This is a genomic window from Chryseobacterium sp. C-71, from assembly GCF_020911865.1.
Taxonomy (GTDB): Bacteria; Bacteroidota; Bacteroidia; order Flavobacteriales; family Weeksellaceae; genus Chryseobacterium.
In genome coordinates this window covers 32,309-52,428 of sequence record NZ_CP087131.1, presented here as the reverse complement: position 1 = coordinate 52,428, position 20,120 = coordinate 32,309, and the positions used below count along the sequence as shown (strand labels likewise).

Genomic DNA, 20,120 nt, shown 5'->3' with positions numbered 1-20,120 from the left:
TAAAAAGTCCCGAAATTTAAATTTCGGGACTTTTTTATTTTGACATTTTTGACATTTCGGCTTCGTAGATTCTTTTCCTTAGATCGCTTGATGAAAAGCGGTGATCTCTTTTGTTATAAAAAATATCAATACCTTTTTCTTCGCAGTATTTTTTTCCGGTAAAATCTCGGTCCATGTAATCGTCTCCTATAATTCTCACGTCGATCACAAAAGATTTCAATATATCTTCCAAATCTTCTTCTGTATAATAAGGAATAATTTCGTCCACGGCATTGACAGCTTTTAACTGAATATATCTTTCAACTATGGTCTGAGTGGGCTTATTTTTTGTAGGTCTGTCGTGAGAAGGATCAATCTGCAGTCCTACAATCAGATAATCACAAACTGTTTTTGCCTCCTCCAACATTTTGATGTGCCCTGCGTGTAATAAATCAAATGAGGAAAATGTAATTCCTATTCTTTCGGTCTTCATATAAATTATTGGTGTATTATTTTGTTATAAATTAATTTTTTCTAGATTCTAAATACTTCTGCCATTCCCATACCGTTTTTAATGCTTCTTCCAAAGAAGTTTCAGATTTCCAGTTGAGCTCTTTTTCAGCTTTATCAGCATTGGCATAAGCAATCGTAATATCTCCTTCTCTCCTGTCGCAAATCTGATAAGGCACAGCAACATCATTTGCAGATTCAAAAGCCTGCACGACCTCTAAAACAGATGAACCTTTTCCTGTTCCCAGATTATAAACATCGATTACAGTTTCTTCTGAATTATTATTCATTAAACTTTTCAAAGCTGCAACGTGCGCTTTCGCCAAGTCTACTACATAAATATAATCACGAACTGCCGTCCCGTCTTCTGTAGGATAATCATTCCCCCAGACGCTTAGTTTCTCGCGGATTCCTGCAGCAGTCTGCATCACGTAAGGCACAAGATTATTCGGAACGCCAATTGGTAATTCTCCAAGCAAAGATGACGGATGCGCTCCAATCGGATTAAAATACCTCAACAGACAGATTTTACTTTTATAAGCCTGAGCAAAATCTTTTAAGATTTCTTCGCCCATTTGTTTAGTCTTTCCATAAACGCTTTCGGGCATTTTCAACGGAGTATTTTCGTCGATTGGCATTTCATCTGCCTGCCCATACACGGTACAAGATGAACTGAAAATAAAATTCGATATGTTTCTTTCTTTAAATTCCTGGAGAACATTGATTAAAGAAAACAAATTATTTTCATAATAATCAATGGGCTTTTGCTGGCTCTCTCCTACCGCTTTGAAAGCTGCAAAGTTGATGCATCCTTCGATATTATGCGCATCAAAAACCTGATTAAGAAGTTCTTTTCTTTTTAAATCGAAAGGGTAAAAAATAGGTCGCTTACCTGTAATTTCCTCAATATTATTTAAAATAAATTTTTCCGAATTAGATAAGTCATCCACAATAACAACTTCAAAGTTATTATTGATCAGTTCTACCACGGTGTGAGAACCGATATATCCAAGTCCGCCTGTTACAAGTATTGCCATTTTTAGTTTTTACTTAATTATTTTGTGTTCCAATTTCTTCTATCTTCAGAGATGCCGAATTATCTTCAAATCTATATTTTTTAATGAGCCTAAGCAACCCAAAAATAATTAAATAACAAATTGGCAATAGAATATAATCTATTAAATCTTTTCCAAAATTTTTCTTTATAAAAATTGATTCAAAAAGCCCGATTGTAAATATAACAATCATCATAGTTAACATATATCTAATAAACATTATTGACTTTTTATTTTTTGTAATCAAACAAAATAAAGATATAATTGATAATATTCCTATTAAAATAATACTAACTGAATAGGTAAAATCTCTAATATTAAAAAAAGAATTGGTAATAATTCTGTTAATGGACGCAAATCCAAATAAGATTGAAAAAATTAGAGTTATTGTAATTAAAATCCAATAAACAAATTTATACTTAAAAACTTTCCTTTTCATCTTTTATCTCATAAACTCCAAAACAGCATCCGTAATATACTTCAACTGTTCTTCGTCTAATTCTGTATGCATCGGAAGTGAAATTACCTGATCCAAAAGCTTGTCTGTATTCACAAAATCTGCATCATTACTTTCCTGAAAATAGGCTTTTTGCTTTCGTAAAGCTACCGGATAATAAATCATTGCAGGAACTTCTTTTTCAGTTAAAAATTTCTGCAATTCGTTACGTTTTCCATTTAAAACTCTTAAAGTATATTGATGAAAGACGTGTGTTGAATATTCGGCTCTTTTTGGAGTTAAAATATTTTCGTTTCCGGCAAAAGCTTCATCATAATAATCAGCAGCTTTTCTTCTTGCATCGTTGTAAGAATCAAGATTGGGAAGTTTTTTTCTTAAAATTGCTGCCTGGAGGCTATCTAATCTAGAGTTGACACCCACCTCATCATGATAATATCTTTCGTACATCCCGTGGTTTACGATACCTCTTAAACGGTGTGCTAAATCATCATTGTTGGTAAAAATCGCACCACCATCGCCGTAACAACCTAAGTTTTTAGATGGAAAAAAAGAAGTCGTCCCTACCGTAGACATCGTTCCTGCATCTCTTACAGTTCCGTCTGAAAATGTAAACTGAGAGCCGATTGCCTGCGCATTATCTTCGATAACAAATAAATTATGTTCTTCAGCAATCTTCAAAATCTCCTCCATATTCGCACATTGACCGAAAATATGAACCGGAATAATCGCTTTAGTTTTTGGAGTAATCGCTTTTCTGATTTGTTCTGTAGAAATCGTAAAAGTATCATAATCTACATCTACCAAAACAGATTTTAATTTAAGTAAATGAATTACCTCTACGGTTGCTGCAAAAGTAAAATCAGCTGTAATTATTTCATCGCCTTCTTGTAAATCGAGTGCCATTAAAGCAATTTGTAAAGCATCGGTTCCATTTGCACAAGGAATTACGTGTTTTACATCAAGATAAGTCTCCAATTCGTTTTGGAAAGATTTTACTTCAGGACCGTTGATGAATGCTGCAGAATCCATCACATTAAGAACCGCATTATCTACATCATTTTTTATTTTGTAGTACTGACTTTGCAAGTCAACCATCTGTATTTTTTTCATACGTCAATTTTATTTTTCTAAGTTAAATGTAATCGCTTTACTATTTTTATTTTTTACACAAATCTTGCGCAGCGATTTCACAAACAAATATTTTCGTAAAAATAAGGAATTTAAAATCCTATCAAAAATTTTATTGAATTTGTTTTATCTTTATACAAAATAAAGAGATGAAAAAACTTTTATTATTTTGTTTTCTAACGGGTTATGGATTGAGTAATGCACAAACCGAATTAGTTTTTGTTTATTTTAATGACAAACCAAATAAAGCAGCATTCTATGCGAATCCTCTGTCAGAGCTCACCCAAAAAGCATTGAATAGAAGGACTGCTTTGGGAATTGCTCTCAATGATCAGGATGCACCCATCGAACAATCATACATTCAAAATCTTCAGAATTTAGGATTTACCATCACAGATTATTCTAAATGGCTGAACGGAGTTGCTGTAACTGTAAACCAAGCTCAGGTTAATTTGATTAAAGCACAGCCTTTTGTACAATCTGTAGAAAGTTTCGCTAAAAACTCTTCTTTGATTTTAAAGACCCAACACTTTAATAAATGGGAAAGCTTTGAACAAAATCAAAAAACTTTAACATCTTTTGATTACGGATCTGGTTCTGCTCAGATTGACCAAATCAATCTGCGACCGCTTCACCTCGCCGGATATACAGGAACAGGTGTTACCATTGCGGTTATCGACACAGGTTTCCCTACCGTAAATACCGGCACTGCCTTCTCAAGATTATGGACCAATAATAAGATTAAAGGCGGCTACGATTTTGTCACAAAAACTACAAATATCTACGAAAGCACATTAAATAACCATGGAACGGTGGTTTTAGGAGCTATTGGCGGATATATTCAGGATAGTTTTGTGGGGTCTGCGCCAGATGCTGATTTTTATTTATACCGAAGCGAAAATACAGCTGTAGAAGTTCCGGAAGAGGAATTGTATTGGATTGAAGCAGCCGAAGAAGCAGACAGAAAAGGTGTAGACATTATTACAGCATCTCTTGGTTACAATATTTTTGATGACCCAAAATACAATTACACTTATGCTCAAATGAACGGAACTACTTCTTTCATTGCAAGAGCGAGCCAAATTGCAGTGAACAAAGGAATTTTTGTTTTAATTGCAGCAGGAAATTCAGGACAACAGCCTTGGCATTATATTTTGACTCCTGCAGATAATGCACAAGTTTTTAGTATTGGTTCAGTGGATTCTGCGGGACTTTCTTCTGGATTTTCATCTTTCGGACCCAATTCTTCAGGAATTATCAAACCTGATGCGAGTGCGAGAGGATCAGCAGCTACAACGGTGAATAATAATTCTACAATCTCTGTTACAGGAACTTCTATTGCAACACCTATTGCTGCTGGCGGAGTTGCTTGTTTAATTCAAGCTTTCCCAACAATGAATAGAAATATGATGAGAACACAATTAAGACAAACAGCTTCTTTGTTTCCGAGTCATACAGATCAAATGGGATATGGAATTTTAAATTTTGGAAGTTTATACAACTCTGTTTTAAACACTTCCGAATTGGTGAAGAAGGAAAAATTGGTCATCTTCCCAAACCCTGTAAAATCTATTTTAAATATTGCAACTGAAGGTGATGTTTCATCTCTTGAAGTGTATGATAATCTTGGAAGATTTATTTTTAAATCAACAAATCAAAAATCTGTCAATGTGCAGGATTTTGCAAAAGGAACTTACTACCTAAAAATTCAGGTTAAGAATAAGGTTTATTATGAGAAATTTTTGAAAGATTAAATACACTTAATTATAAGTTGAAAATTGGATGTTTAAAATAATTTTAACAATACTATTTATTTTACAATTTCTTTATTGTAAATCTCAAATTATTGATTCTGATAATGATGGAATAAAAGATGAAGAAGATGCATGCCCAAAAATCGCAGGTATAATTGACAGCCATGGGTGCCCAGGAATTAGTAAAGAAGAATATGCCGTAAACAATCAAAGACAATTAAAACAGTTTACAGAATTTGAAAACAATTTTAACTTTAAACAATTATCAAGTTTAATTACACAGAAACTAAAAATTAAGTATTTTGAAAAGAGTGATATTATACTACTAAATTTTAGATACGAAGAATGGGGAAATGATATTAGCAGTTCAAAACCTAAATTACCATTAGATGATGTAATATTTCGTCAAAATTTGACTAATAATTTGTGGAATAAAGAAAATTTCGAAAATTTCATGAAAACCAATAGTAGTAAAAAAATAGTGCTCGTACAATCACTGCAATATCCCGATAACATATTTGTAAATAATTTTGAACATCAACACAACTTCATTAAAAAATTTGAAAGCGGAAAAGTTTTAACAGATAAAAAATTCATTACAAGTCCACCGCAAGAATTATTTTATTATAATTATTATAAGAAAACAGACAATAAATCGTTAACAATTGGTGATGATGTATATAAGTATTCGGGACTGGCAATTTATTTATCTCACAAAAATAATTTTGTTAAAGCAGATTATTATTATAATTTTAAAATTCCAGTCTCAAAATTTTTCAAATTCGAAAAAGGTAAATGGCAAGAAAGCAGTCTTATGGAATTTGAAAAACTTAATTGATAAAAAATCACCAATCAACTATAATTACTGTTGATTGGTGATTTTTGAAGTCGATCCTAATTCAAATACGCATATTTTAAGTAAGCATTAAACTGAATTGCATACCATTACGCCGAATTTCTACTCGCATTAATATTCCCGAATAACGATCTCGTCACAAGCTTTTCATACGCTTCTTTATTACCTTCACCTTTCTGAATTTTCATTAAAGCATACTGCTGAATGCTCAACAACGGAAGCACAATTTTTTCACGGATTTTAACCGATTTTCTTGATAACGGATCTTCTTCCTGAAGCATTTTAAAGCCAGTCAATTCCAGCATAATATCTTTTGAAAGATTGTATTCACTGAAAAGTACATTCCAGAATTCGCCGAATTTAGGATTATTTTTAATATAATAAGTCAATGGGAAATAAGATTTGTTCATACTCATCATCGAGTTTAAAACTAAAGTTTTAAAGAAGTCAGAACCTCTATATAACTCTCTTACTTCATCAAATCTTCCTTCATCTTTCAACTGCTGCATTGCAAAACCAAAACCGAAGAAACCGGGAACATTCTGTTTCAACTGCGACCACGATCCCACAAAAGGTATTGCTCTTAAATCTTCAAATTTCAACTCGTTTCCACCACCACGTTTTGATGGTCGGCTTCCGATATTGGTTTTTCCGTAATATTCAAGCGTACTCATTTCCTGAAGATATGGTACGAACATCGGGTGCGCCTTTAAGTCTGAATATTTTTTATAACTGATATTGGCCAGCTCAAGAATTAAAGTTCTTTCTTTTTCAGTTAAATCTTTCTTAGAATTTTTAAATACATCGTTTTCAACTCCGGCAGTTAGTAGCTGTTCAAAATTATATTTCGCCTGCTCTTTATTTCCAAAAATACTTGTAATGGTTTGTCCCTGAATGGTCAATTCAATCTTATTATTGGCAATCGTTTTACCTTGCGAAGCATAGAAATCGTGAGTCTTACCGCCACCTCTCGCTGGTGGACCTCCTCTACCGTCGAAAAAGACTACTTTAATTCCGTTTTCTTCTGAAAGTTTTGTGAGAACTTCTTTCGCTTTATAAATTTCCCAGTTGGCTTTCAAATAACCTCCATCTTTAGTTCCGTCTGAGAACCCCAGCATAATCGTCTGCTGGTTTCCTCTTCTCTCAAGATGTTTCTGATAGATTGGATTTTTATATAATTCGGTCATTACACTTTCGGCATTCTCAAGACCTTCCATGGTTTCGAAAAGCGGAACAATATCCATATTGATTTCTTCGTCTTTGTAGCCTGTAATTTTGAAGAATGCATACACATTCATCACATCTTTCACCGCATCAGAATTTGAAATAATGTATCTATTCATCCCACGGTTTCCGTTGGCAAACTGTATATCTTTTATCTGAGCAACATTAATTAGAGTATCTTTTACAATATCTTCGAAACCATCAGCCTCTATTTTTTCTGAAACATGAATTAATTGGTTAAATTTCTCATCGTTGCTAACCTCAGATTCACCAAATTTAGCTTTATAAACATCATCAATCACCTGCTGATGAATTCTGCTGTCTTGTCTTATATCTAAAGTTGCGAAGTGAGTTCCGAAGATTTTCACACGGTCTTTGAAATTTTCAAGCTGATCGAGAAACAGCGAATTGTGTTGTTCAACTAATATTTTCTCTGCTTCATTTAATCTTTTAAGAATATCTTCTGCAGTGATCCTTTCGTTTCTAAAAATGGCAGTGTACAATTCAGCACTCAGTTGTCCCAAAACTTCCGAAACTCCTCTGAAGCTCAATCTTCTTCTGACATCTTTTAAATTTCCGTAATAAGATTTTAAAATGGCAGAACGCAGTTCTTCAGAAACTCTTTTCGTAACATCTGCTGTCACAAAAGGATTTCCGTCTCTGTCGCCACCCGGCCAGAAACCAAGCTGAATCAAGTCTTCATGCAAATGAAAATGTCCATTGCCAAAAGTAGTTTTTATTTTGGTAAACAGTTCGCCAATCGTATCGTAATACACATACCTCAGATAATGAATGATGCTCAAAGCTTCATCAATCGGAGTTGGCTTTTCTTTATTCACGAATGGAGTTTTCCCTAATTGCTGCAAAAGCATGTCAATATTGGTAATAGAATCGTCGGTGATTGATTTTCTTAAATCATGCAGAATTCTCTGCACCGAACTCGGATAAAACTGAGTCGGGTGAGCGGTAAAAACTACTTTCACCGTAAAATCTCGCAACTTTTCACGCACTTTCTCCAGCTTATGATCTTGTAATGAGCGCTCAAAAAGATTGGTTACTGTTCCGCTGTCACTTTCAGAATGTAAATTTGGAAACGCTGCATCTTCAATACTATCAAACAAAACAACTTGTCTCTCAATATACTGAATGATTTTAAACAACAATTCGAGTTTTTGTTCTTCTGTCTGTAAATCGGTATGATTGGCAAAGAATTCTTCTACAATTTGTTCAGGAGTTTTCCCGGCCTGGTAACCTTCTTTGCTTTCTTCATATAAAAACGGGAGGAGCATCCCGATGTTTGTCATTTTATCATAAGGCAGGCTCATAAATAATGAATTGTAGATTTGAAATTTATTTTCTACAATCTGCCTGAATTTTTCTGCGCGCTGGTCGTGTCTCATACAACAAATGTAGTAGATTTTACATTTAATTGCGAGCGATTGAGTTTAAAAAAGTGTGAAATTTAATTTATTTTTAATTTTCAGATAGGTTAAAAGAATAATAAAAGACAAGAATCAGCAATTGTTTAAAAAAATTAACCCTATATTTATATTCAAATTTGTTTACAATCATTTATTATGACTGAAAAACCATTATCTCACCAAACGATCGACGAGCTTTATCGGAACGAAAACAAGGCAAAAAAAAGCTTCATTTATAATACCATTCTTTTCCTTTTCATCATAGCAATTTCAATTTTCGTAACCGCTGAAAAAGGATTCGGGTTTTACACTTTCTTCCCGATATTCTTCAGCTATTCTATTATATCTTCTCATTTTAGATTAAAAAAAATCAGAGAAGAAATCAAGTCCAGAATATTGCATTTAAGAGGTTAATCAAGTAATTATTTTTCAACAACAAGAGAATTAATTAAGTTTCTCCGACATATTTTGTATTTTCGCTTTACCAAAATCAAAACTAAATAAGCATGTTTAAGAGAATACATTATTATTTTCTATCATCACAGTTTTAGAGTAATAAAATATAGTTGTTATGAAAAATAATAAATTAGCAGACCTTACCACGGAACAATTAGAAGCAAAAAAGAAAACACTTACAGGTGCATTGATAGGATTGGGAATCGTTATGATTATTGCGTGTTCATTTCTCTTTTATCTTGCAATCGTTAATAAAAACTATGCGCTTCTACCTATATCTACCGGATGTTTTATTACTCTACTTCCTAGCGTCATCGGTTTAAAACAGATTAATACTGAAAAATAAAATCAAGAGAATCTAAGTACATTAAATAGTACTATTGTTATGCATAAAACCCGCATACATTTTCTTATTATAGTTGCAATAATCACATGTGCCATTGGAATTTTTTTTCTTAAAAATATTCCATTACTTTCTTTTTGTCAACAATTGCAAGCATATTCTTTGCATTCAGAGAAAACAAAATGGAAACATTACTTAAGGAGAACTCAAAAATCCATTCTTATGTAAATGAAATACACATAAAAACTTCTAAATCCATTAATGCCATTATTATTTTAACGTATTCAATATTTATAATAATCAGTACATTCTTTCTATATCATGTCTTAAAAAAGGGAATAGATATTTTTTTAGCCTTGTTGCAATAATGCCAATTTCTGTAATGATATTCTCTGTAATGATGATTTATAAAGAAATAAGAAAAATGAATTCCACCATCATTACAATAAATAGGAAAGGAATACAAATAGTGAAAAAGCCATTCATGAATTGGTATGATATAGAAAATGAAAGAATCATCTCAAGATTTTATACTTTTAAAAAATCAAAACACGACAATAGCAGTGAAGTTAATTATTTATTATTTTATCATAAAAATGAAAGAATTGAGATAGCAATTGATGAACTAGATATTACTGACTCACAATTAAATCAATATCTTAAAATTTTCCGCACAAGATTTAATGATGAGAAATCAAGATTGCAGCAACTTTAATTACAAAGTTGTTTAAACGCCTCATAGTTTTAATAAAATTCAATCATACAAACTTTACACTTTTATTAACTGAAATTTCGTTGTTCAATGCGTAAATTTGATCTAAAATAAATTTAGAACAATGCTTAATTTCGAGTTAAAAAATCCAACAAAAATACTTTTCGGTAAAGGAGAAATCGCTAAAATTTCAAAAGAAGTTCCGCAAGATGCCAAAGTCTTAATGATTTATGGTGGTGGAAGCATCAAAAGCAATGGTGTTTATGACCAGGTAAAAGATGCCTTGAAAAACCATGATGTTCAGGAGTTTGGCGGCGTTCCTGCGAATCCTGAGTATGAAGTTTTAGTAAAAGCCTTACAGTTTATCAAAGAAAACAATATCACTTATTTGCTTGCTGTGGGAGGTGGTTCTGTAATTGACGGAGTGAAATTCCTTTCTGCAGCAGCAAACTATGACGGAGAGCCTTGGGAAATCTTAAAAAAACCAGTAAGAACCTTCGAAGGCGAAGGAATGCCCTTTGGTACTATTCTAACGTTACCGGCAACTGGTTCTGAAATGAATTCAGGATATGTTATCTCAAGAAGAGAAACCAACGAAAAGCTATCATCCGGCGGGCCAGGATTATTTCCTCAATTCTCAGTTTTGGATCCTGAAGTCATCAAATCTATTCCAAAAAAACAAATTGCCAACGGTATTGCCGATGCTTATACGCATGTTTTAGAACAATATATGACGTCACCATCTTCGGCTGATCTTCAGGAAAGAATTGCCGAAAGTATTCTAATCTCTTTACAAGAAACTGCACCAAAAGTGATGGCAGAAGATTTTGATTACGATGCGGCAGGAAACTTTATGTGGTGCTGTACAATGGCTTTAAATGGACTTATTCAAAAGGGAGTGATTACCGATTGGGCAGTTCATGCAATGGGACATGAGCTTACCGCTTATTATGGTATTGACCACGCAAGAACACTCGCTGTAATTGCACCTTCTCACTACCGCTATAATTTTGAAACCAAAAAAGAAAAATTAGCTCAATACGCAGAAAGAGTATGGAAAATAACTGAAGGAAGCTTAGAAGAAAAAGCCGAAGCTGCCATCAAAAAGATGGAAGAGTTTTTCCATAGTCTGGACATTCAAACTAAACTTTCAGATTACACCCAGGATTATCAAAACACAGCAGAACGTGTAGAAAAAGCTTTCACAGAAAGAAATTGGCTGGCTCTGGGAGAAAATAAAAATCTGACACCACAAGATGCTTATAAAATTGTAGAAATGAGTTATTAATATAGTTGGAGGATAGAAGTCGGAAGCTGGAATTATTTGGAGGTTTACATGATAAATCTCCATCTTTTTATGACTTCCAGCCTTTAACTTCCCTCTTCTAACCTTAAAATTACATTTTTTATAAACATTAGTTTAAAAAACCTTAATTTCATTATAAATATTTCAAATTTATTTATATTTTAGCATATTCTTAAATTTGTGAAAATGAAAAAATACTTACTTTTATTTGCCTTTTCAGCCTTAGCGCTTAGTTCTTGTGAAGATGATGATATTCAAAACTATGAATTGGATATGCTAAAAGGTGAATGGAAGGCAACAAAATCAGAAGTTGTTTCTGGAAAAGATCTTAAAACTGTAATTTCAACCGATACACCTACCGGATGTAGTGCAAAAAGTACAACAGAATTCAGAATTGATTATTATGCAGCGTACACAGCAGTAACCGGAGTGGGAGCAACATGTACAAGCAGTAAAACAGAAGGTAAATATTCTTATGATGCAGAAGAGAAACTACTGACCATCCAATATGACAATGACCTTCCAAGCGTTTATAAAGTACTGATTCTAAGCAGTACGGAAATGAAATTAATGACGATGGTCGGCAATATTGACCAAAATGGCGATAAAGTCATCGACTTCACACAGATCAGCTATGTGAGATAAAATAACTAAAACTCCCGAAAATATCGGGAGTTTTTTATTATATTTATTTCCTACAAAAATTAGAAAACAATGAAGAAGATTTTCGCAGCATTTCTTTTGCTCACCTTTGCCCTTATTTTTTCGCAGGAAAAAAAACCAATGTACTGGCAGGACATCCAAAATTTCAAAAAACTTGATCAGGAATCTGCACCACCGAAAGATGCTATTCTTTTAATTGGGAGCTCATCTTTTACCAAATGGCAGAACGTTTCAGATTATTTTCCAGGAAAGGTGATTATTAATAGAGGTTTCGGAGGCTCAAGGTTGACAGATCTCAATTATTATTCTGAAGATTTATTAAACCCTTATCAGCCCAAGCAAATTATCATCTATTGTGGTGAAAATGATTTTGCAGATGATGCCAAGTTAAAATCAAAAGTCGTAGTCGATAGATACAAGACTTTTTACAGAAAAATTCGTGAAAAATTTCCAAATATTCAGGTTGATTATATTTCAATTAAATATTCTCCAAGCCGCGAGCATCTTTGGCCTCAAATGAAAGAAGCCAATAAGAAAATCGCAAAATTCATGAAGAAAGAAAAAAATGCAGATTTCATAGACATTACAAAGGTTATGAATGATGCTAATGGAAATATCAAAAAAGACCTTTTTATAGAAGATATGCTTCACATGACACCGGAAGGTTATCAGCTTTGGACGAAAGTTATGAAACCTTATATGAAATAAAATAATGCAATCATCCAGAGAAATTCCAATTTTTAAAAAAGCTGAAGAAATTTACCAAGCTTTGAATACCATCACAGATCTTTTCCCTGAAGATAATGATTATTTGCAGCATCTGAAATCAAATCTTTTAGAAGACAGCATGGTAATACAGGCAAAAATTTCCGGTGCGGAAGCTGTAAAATTGTATGACATCAAAATGGAAAATGCGGCAATTATCAGAAAAGCAGCAAGAGACATTATGGTCGGTGGAAATACTTTAGAAATGTTTGATTTTGAAGATGCAAAATATTACAAAATCATCAGAAATTTGATTGAAGAATTTAGGATCCTTTTTGCCGAATGGGTAGAAGGTTTTAATCCAAAGCATTTTATCGTAGACGATTGGGGACTTTTCAATCCACCAGGAATTTCAAGAGATTACGTTCAGCGTGATGATGAACTAAATTTTCTCTACGAAGATGATGACGAGTAATTTTACGATTAAATATTGAAACATAAAGAAAAACGATTCCAAAATTGGAATCGTTTTTTTATATTTATTTCTTTCTCTTCGATTTTGAGATTGCTTTCTGTTGTGCTCTGTTGGCTCCGAATTTCTTAGGCTCTTTCCTTTTTGATGGTCCGCCCCAGTTTTCTTTTTTGTTTTTGTCTTTCTTCTCGTGGAATGCACCTCCGCCTTCATAAAGCTTACCTTGTGCAGGATTCTTCATCAAAATTACGTCTTCTTCAGAAATAATCTTTTTCGGATTGATCTTCACTTCAGATGGGAAGTCGATATACCTTAATTCTTTATCCATCAATAACTCGATGTCAAGTACTAAAGTTTCTTCTTTTTTAGTCACAAAAGTGATGGCTTTACCGTCTTTATCTGCTCTACCCGTTCTACCGATTCTGTGAATATACTGCTCCTGAACTTCCGGAGTTTCGAAGTTGATAACGTGGGTAATATTTGAAATATCCAGACCTCTCGCCATAACGTCCGTCGTGATCAAACCTCTGATTTCCTCATTTTCAAAGCGTTTCATCGCTTTCAATCTATAGTTTTGAGATTTATTGGAGTGAATCACATCAAATTCTTCAGGGAAAAGCTCATTGATTTTTGTAAATAATAAGTCTGAATGCTTTTTGTTATTCGCGAAAATCAAGACTTTAGACATATCATCATTATTCTTCAACAAATGTTCAAGCAAATTGATTTTTGTATTGAAATTTTCAACCTTGTAAGCAGTCTGCTCAATTTTCTCAAGCGGAGTTCCGGATTTTGCCAATGAAATTTCAATTGGGCCTGCAAAATACTGATCCAGCATTTCATCAACGGCTTCGGTCATGGTTGCCGAGAAAAGAATATTCTGTCTTTTCTCTCTCATCATTTCAAAGATGTGTGTCAACTGAGGTCTGAAACCTAAATTCAGCATTTCATCAAACTCATCAATAATCAACTTCTGAACTTCTCTTAATGAAATTGCATTATCAATCGCTAAATCCATAATTCGACCAGGAGTACCCACCAAAATGTCACAACCGTCGTTGAATAAAAGCTTTTGTGTATTGATATTTTTCCCACCGTAAATTCCGATTACTCTTGCAGTGATATTCTCTGTCAGTTTTTCAACAATTTCTGATACCTGAACAACCAATTCTCTTGTAGGAACCAAAATAACAACTGTAGGATTTCCCGTTTTATTGTATTTCCAGGTCTTCAAAACCGGAAGAAGATATGCCAACGTTTTCCCTGTTCCTGTCTGTGCAATTCCCATCACGTCTCTTCCTGAAAGAATCGGGCCTATACTCTTCTCCTGAATTGGAGTAGGCTCAAATAAATTTAAATCTGCTAAAACATCAAGAACTTTTACCGGAAGGTCAAAGTCTGCAAAAGTGAGTTTTTCCATTTTGCAAAGATAGGCAATTAATTTGGTTGTGTATTATTGCAAAAATTTGTAAGATAGAAGATGAATTACGGTAAGTTTCATGTCTAACTTTTGTTTAAAAAGTTAACATAAAGTTTGTCATTCCGGTAGGAATCTAAGCAACTAAAAACTTTTCTTTGTTGGGATTCCTCTGGAATGACAAACTAACCGTTGATTTTCTAACTGTAAATTCGCTTATCTTATATTCTACTTCCTCGTAATTCTCAGCAGAAGAATAACAACCAACAAAACTGAAAAGACAAATCCTAAAACAGCAACCAAAGACATTTCACCAATTCTTGGTCCGGATTCTGAAACAAAAACAATGGCTGTGGCAATAATATTTGCTCCCAAAACCATCGCCAAAATTAAATTGATAATGCTTGATTTTATTAGCTGATTGGTCTTCTCAATATTTTTAATTTCACTTGAAATGGTGAATTTGTTATCATCCAATTTCTGCAGAACTGAACGCAACTCTTTCGGAATTTCATCTACATTATCAGTGAAATTCATCATCTTATCCATTCCGGATTTGAAGAGTTTTTTCGGACTTATTTTTCTGGTCAGGATTTTTTTGGTGTACGGATGAAGACTTTTTACAATATCCAAATCAGGATTGATGGTTCTTCCGACACCCTCTATCAAACCGATTCCTTTAAATAAAAGATAAAAATAATCAGGCATATATAACTGATTGTCTTTTAAAACATCTTTCATTTTATTGATGATGATATGCGGATCAATATCTTTCAGCGAAGTGCTGTGAACAAAATTCAAAACTTCCTCCACGTCATTTTCAAATCTTCTTTCATCCGGAATTTCATAGCTGACCGCCATTTTTTTGAGATAACGAACAATTTTATTTGAATTTTTGGCGACAAAAGCCACAATCAGACTTTCGAGAATTTCTTTGTCATTTGGTTGAATTTTCCCGACGGCTCCAAAGTCAATAAAGACTACTTTTCCGTCTCGTTTCACCAAAATATTTCCGGCGTGAGGATCGGCATGAAAGAAACCATAATCTAAAATTTGCGAAACAAAAAGTCTCAAGCCACCTTCAGAAACAACTACAGGATCAATATTATTATTTAAAAGTTCTGTTTTATCGGTTACTTTAATTCCGTCAATAAATTCCATGCAAAGGACATTATTGTTCGAAAATTCGTCATATATAATCGGAACGTAGGTTTCTTTATTGTTTTTAAAATTTAAAGCAAACTGTTTGATATTATTCCTTTCATTAACCAAAGAAACTTCTTCAAGTAATGATTTTTCGAAGGTTGCAATAGCTTGTTTTAAATTTAATTTTGAACCGATTTCAGAGTAGGTGGAAATCAACTTCACCAAATCTTTAATGAGCAACAAATCATCTTCAATGACACTGAGAACATCTGGTTTTTTGATTTTTAAAATGACTTCTTCTCCTGAAATTAAAGTCGCTCTGTACACCTGAGCAATAGAAGCTGTAGCCAAAGGTTTTGCAATAATTTCTGAGAAATGATCCTTAACAACAATATTGAATTCATTTTCAAGAATTTCCTCGACATTCATTTCAACCACTTCTACCCGATCCTGAAGTTTTTGCAATTCCTGAATCAATTCTGGCGGAAGCAGATCTTCACGGTTGCTGAATGTCTGTCCGAGCTTCACAAAAGTCGGACCGAGTTCTTCTAAAACCAATCGTATTCTTTCATAAACGGTTCCTTTGGAAATAATTTCATCAGAAGCCGAAGAACTTTCTTCCGGTTTTTTGCCCATTCTGGCAATCATATCTTTGAAGCCGTATTTACTTAAAACGGAAATTAATCGGGCAGATCTTTTCAGCTTTCGCTGTTGTTTATCAAACATAATTTTGAGAATGAATTGAATTGCAAAGTAACTTCAAAAATTATTCCTATTGGATTATAATTTGAAAATGAAATTTCATTAAACTATTCAGTAAAAATATATTCATCATAATGTCCTAGAAATTTCACATTACAGCCTAAAGCAATTATTTCATCAATTGCATTTTGAGACAGAACATTATGCCACTCACTGGCGACATTGATAAAGAAAAAGTAATTTCCCAAACCTGTTTTCAAGGTCCGGCTTTCAATTTTTGAAAGGTTCATTTTTCTCCATGCAAAAACGGAAAGCACCTGATGCAGTCCTCCGGCATGATCTTCGGGAAGTGTGATGATCAATGATGTTTTCTCAGAAGTCTGCAGTAAATCAAGTTTCAAACTTTCTTTCTTTTTTGAAATCACGATAAACTTGGTATGATTCTGCTCAAAATCCTGAATATTTTCATGAATGATTTTCAATCCATACAATTTTGCAGAATATCGATTCGCAATTGCCGCCCATTTTTCTTGTGGATTTTCAGAAACCAATTTTGCTGAAGCTGCTGTAGAACTAAAATCCTGCGACGGAATATCTTTAAAATTGTCATACCTGAAATGAAAAGTCTGCGCCAAAGCTTGGGGATGAGAAATGACCTTTTCAAAAGTCTCGTTATTCGGATGAATCATTAAATGATGCGCAATCGGCATAACCAATTCTGTTTCAATAAAAACCTCAAAATCATATAAATAATCGAGGGTCATTGAAACCGTTCCTTCAATAGAGTTTTCTAAAGGAACGACGGCTTTATCTACTTCATTATTTTTCACGGCATTGAAACAGTCTAAAATACTCGACTGAGAAATCAATTCTTCATTCGGGAAAATCTGAGATGCCGCCAATTGCGTGAAACTTGCTTGAGGACCAAGGTAGGCTATTTTCATAGAGCAAATTTAGAAAATATAATCAAAAATTTCTACTAATCTAAATTTGTAGAAATTTTAAAATATTATTTGTAGATATATTCAAAATTCTTACTTTAAATCACTAATTGAAAATCATTTAAATGGCAATAATTTTTCTAAATCAAAGTGAATGTCCTATTTGTAAAAAACTTTAAACGAAGGACAAGATATTGTTTCATTTCCTGCTTTTACTTCAGATGAAAATGATAAGTTTTACATCTTTAATGATGAGGGAGTTCATCGCTCTTGCTTAGAAAGAACTGAATTAGGAAGAGAAGCATTAATATTTTTAGAAGAGATTTATCATTCTAAGAATAACAAATGAGAATTTAGATTCCTACCGGAATGACATACATTGTAACTATTTTGCAAATATTTAACTACCAGATTCAATAGAATTTTATCATTACAATTTTAATTCAATCGGATTATTTGTTCTTTTTACAGCATTCTCAAGTTCTTTTTCAATATTTTTAGTATTGCTGTTAAATTGAATCACGTTTCCATCTTTCATAACAAAACCTATTGAATTGGGGTGAACCAACATCTCGCCAATATTTGAGTTTATATTTTTTGCGCGGTCGTCAAATAATTGATTGAGCTGTTTTTGAGTTATTTCTTTCTCATTTTTATAATCATTACTTAATTTTAAACTTTTGATATTTTTAATTTCAGTAAGTTCAAATGAATGATTTTTTTCTGTGTCTTCAATTTTCACAATCAAACCAGGAAGATTATTAAATTTATACGGACCATCTTGAATGGCAATTTCAGGACTAAACCATGCAATCCATTTTCTACCGTATAAATTTGTTGTTGCTTTTTGACATTTTAAATTATTGATAATTTTCGTTTCTTTTGAAATCTTCCAATTAATTGGTTTTGTTTCAGTTAATTTAAATTTAACTCCATTATCTTTGATGTGATAAGCAACAGAATTTTTAGAATAGTTTTTTGTGATGGTATAAATTAAATTAGGATTGTAGTAAGGCAAATTTGTTTTTATAGATTTATTACTTGCCATTTCCTGTCTTAAAGAATCAGAAACACTTTTAAATGAACTGTAAAAAACCGAATTTTTCATATCGGAATCCAAATTCATATAATCTGTAAGCACAGAATCTTTTTTTGAAACATCCGGAACGAATTTGTATTCGTAAACAAATCTTTTTTGAGAAAAATTTTTAATAAAAACAAGAAAAACTAACAGAACAATAATTTTATTTTTCATAGAATCGTGATAAAATACATCTTAGAAATATACAAAAAATCCCACCAAAAGGCAGGATTTATATTAAAATTCAAGTAAAAATTATTCCCACTCAATGGTTGCAGGTGGTTTGCTTGAAATATCGTAAGCTACTCTGTTGATTCCTCTTACTTCATTGATGATTCTGCTGGAAACAGTATCTAAAAACTCGTATGGAAGTCTGCTCCACGTTGCTGTCATAAAGTCGATGGTGTTTGCCGAACGAACTACTGCGGTGTATTCATACGTTCTTTCATCACCCATAACTCCGACAGATTTTACCGGAAGTAGAACTACGAATGCCTGAGAAACTTTCTCATACAAGTCATTTTTGTATAACTCTTCGATGAAAATATCATCAGCTTCCTGAAGGATTTTCACCTTTTCAGCATCTACAGCACCTAAAATTCTGATGCCCAAACCTGGACCCGGGAAAGGATGTCTATGTACCAAATGATGAGGAATTCCCAATTCTTCACCCACTTTTCTTACTTCGTCTTTAAACAATTCTCTTAAAGGCTCCAGCAATTCAAACTCCATTTCTTCCGGAAGTCCGCCCACGTTGTGGTGAGATTTGATTACCGCTGAAGGTCCGTTTACCGACTGACTTTCAATCACGTCAGGATAAATTGTTCCTTGCGCTAAGAATTTTGCACCTTCAATTTTATGAGATTCCTCGTCGAAAACATGAATAAATTCGTTTCCGATGATTTTTCTTTTGGTTTCAGGATCATCAACACCTGCTAATTTTGATAAGAATCTTTCTGAAGCGTCAACCAATTTGATGTTCATATTAAAACTCTCGCCGTAATTTTTCATCACTTTTACGTCTTCGTCTTTACGCAGAAGTCCAGTGTCTACAAATATACAATGAAGCTGATCACCAATCGCTTTGTGAATTAAAACGGCAGCCACAGAAGAATCTACACCTCCTGAAAGACCAAGGATCACTTTGTTGTCTCCTACTCTTTCTTTGATTTCTTCAACTGTTTTGTCGATATAATTGGTCAGTTTCCAGTTTTTCTCTGCATTACAGATTGCGAAAACAAAGTTCTCCAACATTTTACCACCTTCTTCAGTGTGAGAAACTTCTGGGTGGAACTGTACGCAGTAGATTTTCTTTTCTTCGTTAGCAATTGAAGCGATTACGCCTGATTTTGCGTTTAAATCAAATCCTGCAGGCAACATTCCTACTTCGTCAAAGTGGCTCATCCAAACTACTGAATTCTGAGTAACCCCTTTCAATAAAGAAGATTCTTTTACAATATCCAAATGTGCTTTTCCGTACTCGCCTTTTACACCTTTGTGTACTGTTCCGCCTAAAAGATGTGCGGTAAGCTGCATTCCGTAGCAAATTCCCAGTACTGGAATTCCTTGCTCGTACAATTCTTTTTCAACCAAATGAGCATTTTCTGCATTTACAGAACTCGGTCCACCAGAAAGGATGATTCCTTTTGGCTGTTTTTCTAAAATTGTTGCTAATGGTGTATTGAATGGTAAAATTTCGGAATACACTCCCATCTCACGGATTCTTCTTCCGATAAGCTGGTTGTACTGAGATCCGAAATCTAATATGATAATACCGTTATTCATTGTATAA

At 33.4% G+C, this 20,120-nt stretch carries 17 protein-coding genes; 8 read left to right on the top strand and 9 right to left on the bottom strand.

Annotated elements, in window-relative coordinates; all coding sequences use genetic code 11:
• Nucleotides 1-34: 34 nt before the first annotated feature.
• The 3 genes from LNP04_RS00220 to LNP04_RS00210 all read right to left on the bottom strand — a co-directional run bounded on the left by LNP04_RS00220 (nt 35) and on the right by LNP04_RS00210 (nt 3,111).
• Nucleotides 35-472, bottom strand: a complete 438-nt coding sequence (locus LNP04_RS00220; RefSeq protein ID WP_229984584.1) for an adenylyltransferase/cytidyltransferase family protein — start codon at nt 470-472, stop codon at nt 35-37.
• A gap of 31 nt (nt 473-503) precedes the next feature.
• Nucleotides 504-1,526 (bottom strand): UDP-glucose 4-epimerase GalE, encoded by a 1,023-nt coding sequence (gene galE, locus LNP04_RS00215; protein ID WP_229984583.1) that lies wholly within the window; start codon nt 1,524-1,526, stop codon nt 504-506.
• A 460-nt stretch (nt 1,527-1,986) separates the two neighbouring features.
• Nucleotides 1,987-3,111: a DegT/DnrJ/EryC1/StrS aminotransferase family protein gene (locus tag LNP04_RS00210; RefSeq protein WP_229984582.1), complete on the bottom strand. Its 1,125-nt coding sequence runs from the start codon at nt 3,109-3,111 to the stop codon at nt 1,987-1,989.
• Nucleotides 3,112-3,278: 167 nt separating this feature from the next.
• Here LNP04_RS00210 and LNP04_RS00205 point away from each other — a divergent pair, with 167 nt between their 5' ends.
• Together LNP04_RS00205 and LNP04_RS00200 are read left to right on the top strand one after the other, a co-directional pair.
• Nucleotides 3,279-4,883: a S8/S53 family peptidase gene (locus LNP04_RS00205; protein ID WP_229984581.1), complete on the top strand. Its 1,605-nt coding sequence runs from the start codon at nt 3,279-3,281 to the stop codon at nt 4,881-4,883.
• A 28-nt stretch (nt 4,884-4,911) separates the two neighbouring features.
• Nucleotides 4,912-5,721: a hypothetical protein gene (locus LNP04_RS00200; protein ID WP_229984580.1), complete on the top strand. Its 810-nt coding sequence runs from the start codon at nt 4,912-4,914 to the stop codon at nt 5,719-5,721.
• A gap of 107 nt (nt 5,722-5,828) precedes the next feature.
• Here LNP04_RS00200 and LNP04_RS00195 read toward each other — a convergent pair whose 3' ends face one another.
• Entirely contained in the window at nt 5,829-8,363 is a 2,535-nt protein-coding gene (locus LNP04_RS00195; RefSeq protein WP_229984579.1) for a phosphoenolpyruvate carboxylase, read from the bottom strand.
• Nucleotides 8,364-8,955: 592 nt separating this feature from the next.
• Here LNP04_RS00195 and LNP04_RS00190 point away from each other — a divergent pair.
• From LNP04_RS00190 to LNP04_RS00165, 6 genes are all read left to right on the top strand, one after another.
• Entirely contained in the window at nt 8,956-9,186 is a 231-nt protein-coding gene (locus LNP04_RS00190; protein WP_229984578.1) for a hypothetical protein, read from the top strand.
• Nucleotides 9,187-9,667: 481 nt separating this feature from the next.
• Nucleotides 9,668-9,898: a hypothetical protein gene (locus tag LNP04_RS00185; protein ID WP_229984577.1), complete on the top strand. Its 231-nt coding sequence runs from the start codon at nt 9,668-9,670 to the stop codon at nt 9,896-9,898.
• Between the two features lie 121 nt (nt 9,899-10,019).
• Nucleotides 10,020-11,183, top strand: coding sequence for an iron-containing alcohol dehydrogenase (locus LNP04_RS00180; protein ID WP_229984576.1), 1,164 nt, complete (start codon nt 10,020-10,022; stop codon nt 11,181-11,183).
• A gap of 204 nt (nt 11,184-11,387) precedes the next feature.
• A complete protein-coding gene (locus LNP04_RS00175; RefSeq protein ID WP_229984575.1) occupies nt 11,388-11,846 on the top strand; it encodes a lipocalin family protein in 459 nt (152 codons plus the stop codon).
• A 69-nt stretch (nt 11,847-11,915) separates the two neighbouring features.
• Nucleotides 11,916-12,572, top strand: a complete 657-nt coding sequence (locus tag LNP04_RS00170; RefSeq protein ID WP_229984574.1) for a GDSL-type esterase/lipase family protein — start codon at nt 11,916-11,918, stop codon at nt 12,570-12,572.
• Nucleotides 12,573-12,576: 4 nt separating this feature from the next.
• Nucleotides 12,577-13,044, top strand: coding sequence for a hypothetical protein (locus LNP04_RS00165; protein ID WP_229984573.1), 468 nt, complete (start codon nt 12,577-12,579; stop codon nt 13,042-13,044).
• A gap of 64 nt (nt 13,045-13,108) precedes the next feature.
• Here the strand turns inward: LNP04_RS00165 and LNP04_RS00160 are convergent, their stop codons facing one another.
• The 5 genes from LNP04_RS00160 to guaA form a co-directional block, all read right to left on the bottom strand.
• A complete protein-coding gene (locus LNP04_RS00160; protein ID WP_229984572.1) occupies nt 13,109-14,461 on the bottom strand; it encodes a DEAD/DEAH box helicase in 1,353 nt (450 codons plus the stop codon).
• Between the two features lie 225 nt (nt 14,462-14,686).
• Nucleotides 14,687-16,330 (bottom strand): AarF/ABC1/UbiB kinase family protein, encoded by a 1,644-nt coding sequence (locus tag LNP04_RS00155; protein WP_229984571.1) that lies wholly within the window; start codon nt 16,328-16,330, stop codon nt 14,687-14,689.
• An 83-nt stretch (nt 16,331-16,413) separates the two neighbouring features.
• Entirely contained in the window at nt 16,414-17,250 is an 837-nt protein-coding gene (gene pheA, locus LNP04_RS00150; RefSeq protein ID WP_229984570.1) for a prephenate dehydratase, read from the bottom strand.
• A gap of 427 nt (nt 17,251-17,677) precedes the next feature.
• Entirely contained in the window at nt 17,678-18,502 is an 825-nt protein-coding gene (locus LNP04_RS00145; RefSeq protein ID WP_229984569.1) for a GLPGLI family protein, read from the bottom strand.
• Between the two features lie 81 nt (nt 18,503-18,583).
• A complete protein-coding gene (gene guaA, locus LNP04_RS00140) occupies nt 18,584-20,113 on the bottom strand; it encodes a glutamine-hydrolyzing GMP synthase (protein ID WP_229984568.1) in 1,530 nt (509 codons plus the stop codon).
• Nucleotides 20,114-20,120: the final 7 nt, after the last annotated feature.

Coding starts and splice junctions, on each gene's coding strand:
- LNP04_RS00190 (WP_229984578.1), top strand. CDS start 8,956: ATGAAAAATAATAAATTAGCAGACCTTACCACGGAACAATTAGAAGCA.
- LNP04_RS00205 (WP_229984581.1), top strand. CDS start 3,279: ATGAAAAAACTTTTATTATTTTGTTTTCTAACGGGTTATGGATTGAGT.
- LNP04_RS00210 (WP_229984582.1), bottom strand. CDS start 3,111: ATGAAAAAAATACAGATGGTTGACTTGCAAAGTCAGTACTACAAAATA.
- LNP04_RS00155 (WP_229984571.1), bottom strand. CDS start 16,330: ATGTTTGATAAACAACAGCGAAAGCTGAAAAGATCTGCCCGATTAATT.
- LNP04_RS00175 (WP_229984575.1), top strand. CDS start 11,388: ATGAAAAAATACTTACTTTTATTTGCCTTTTCAGCCTTAGCGCTTAGT.
- galE (WP_229984583.1), bottom strand. CDS start 1,526: ATGGCAATACTTGTAACAGGCGGACTTGGATATATCGGTTCTCACACC.
- LNP04_RS00185 (WP_229984577.1), top strand. CDS start 9,668: ATGAATTGGTATGATATAGAAAATGAAAGAATCATCTCAAGATTTTAT.
- LNP04_RS00180 (WP_229984576.1), top strand. CDS start 10,020: ATGCTTAATTTCGAGTTAAAAAATCCAACAAAAATACTTTTCGGTAAA.
- LNP04_RS00200 (WP_229984580.1), top strand. CDS start 4,912: ATGTTTAAAATAATTTTAACAATACTATTTATTTTACAATTTCTTTAT.
- LNP04_RS00165 (WP_229984573.1), top strand. CDS start 12,577: ATGCAATCATCCAGAGAAATTCCAATTTTTAAAAAAGCTGAAGAAATT.
- LNP04_RS00220 (WP_229984584.1), bottom strand. CDS start 472: ATGAAGACCGAAAGAATAGGAATTACATTTTCCTCATTTGATTTATTA.
- LNP04_RS00145 (WP_229984569.1), bottom strand. CDS start 18,502: ATGAAAAATAAAATTATTGTTCTGTTAGTTTTTCTTGTTTTTATTAAA.
- guaA (WP_229984568.1), bottom strand. CDS start 20,113: ATGAATAACGGTATTATCATATTAGATTTCGGATCTCAGTACAACCAG.
- LNP04_RS00170 (WP_229984574.1), top strand. CDS start 11,916: ATGAAGAAGATTTTCGCAGCATTTCTTTTGCTCACCTTTGCCCTTATT.
- pheA (WP_229984570.1), bottom strand. CDS start 17,250: ATGAAAATAGCCTACCTTGGTCCTCAAGCAAGTTTCACGCAATTGGCG.
- LNP04_RS00195 (WP_229984579.1), bottom strand. CDS start 8,363: ATGAGACACGACCAGCGCGCAGAAAAATTCAGGCAGATTGTAGAAAAT.
- LNP04_RS00160 (WP_229984572.1), bottom strand. CDS start 14,461: ATGGAAAAACTCACTTTTGCAGACTTTGACCTTCCGGTAAAAGTTCTT.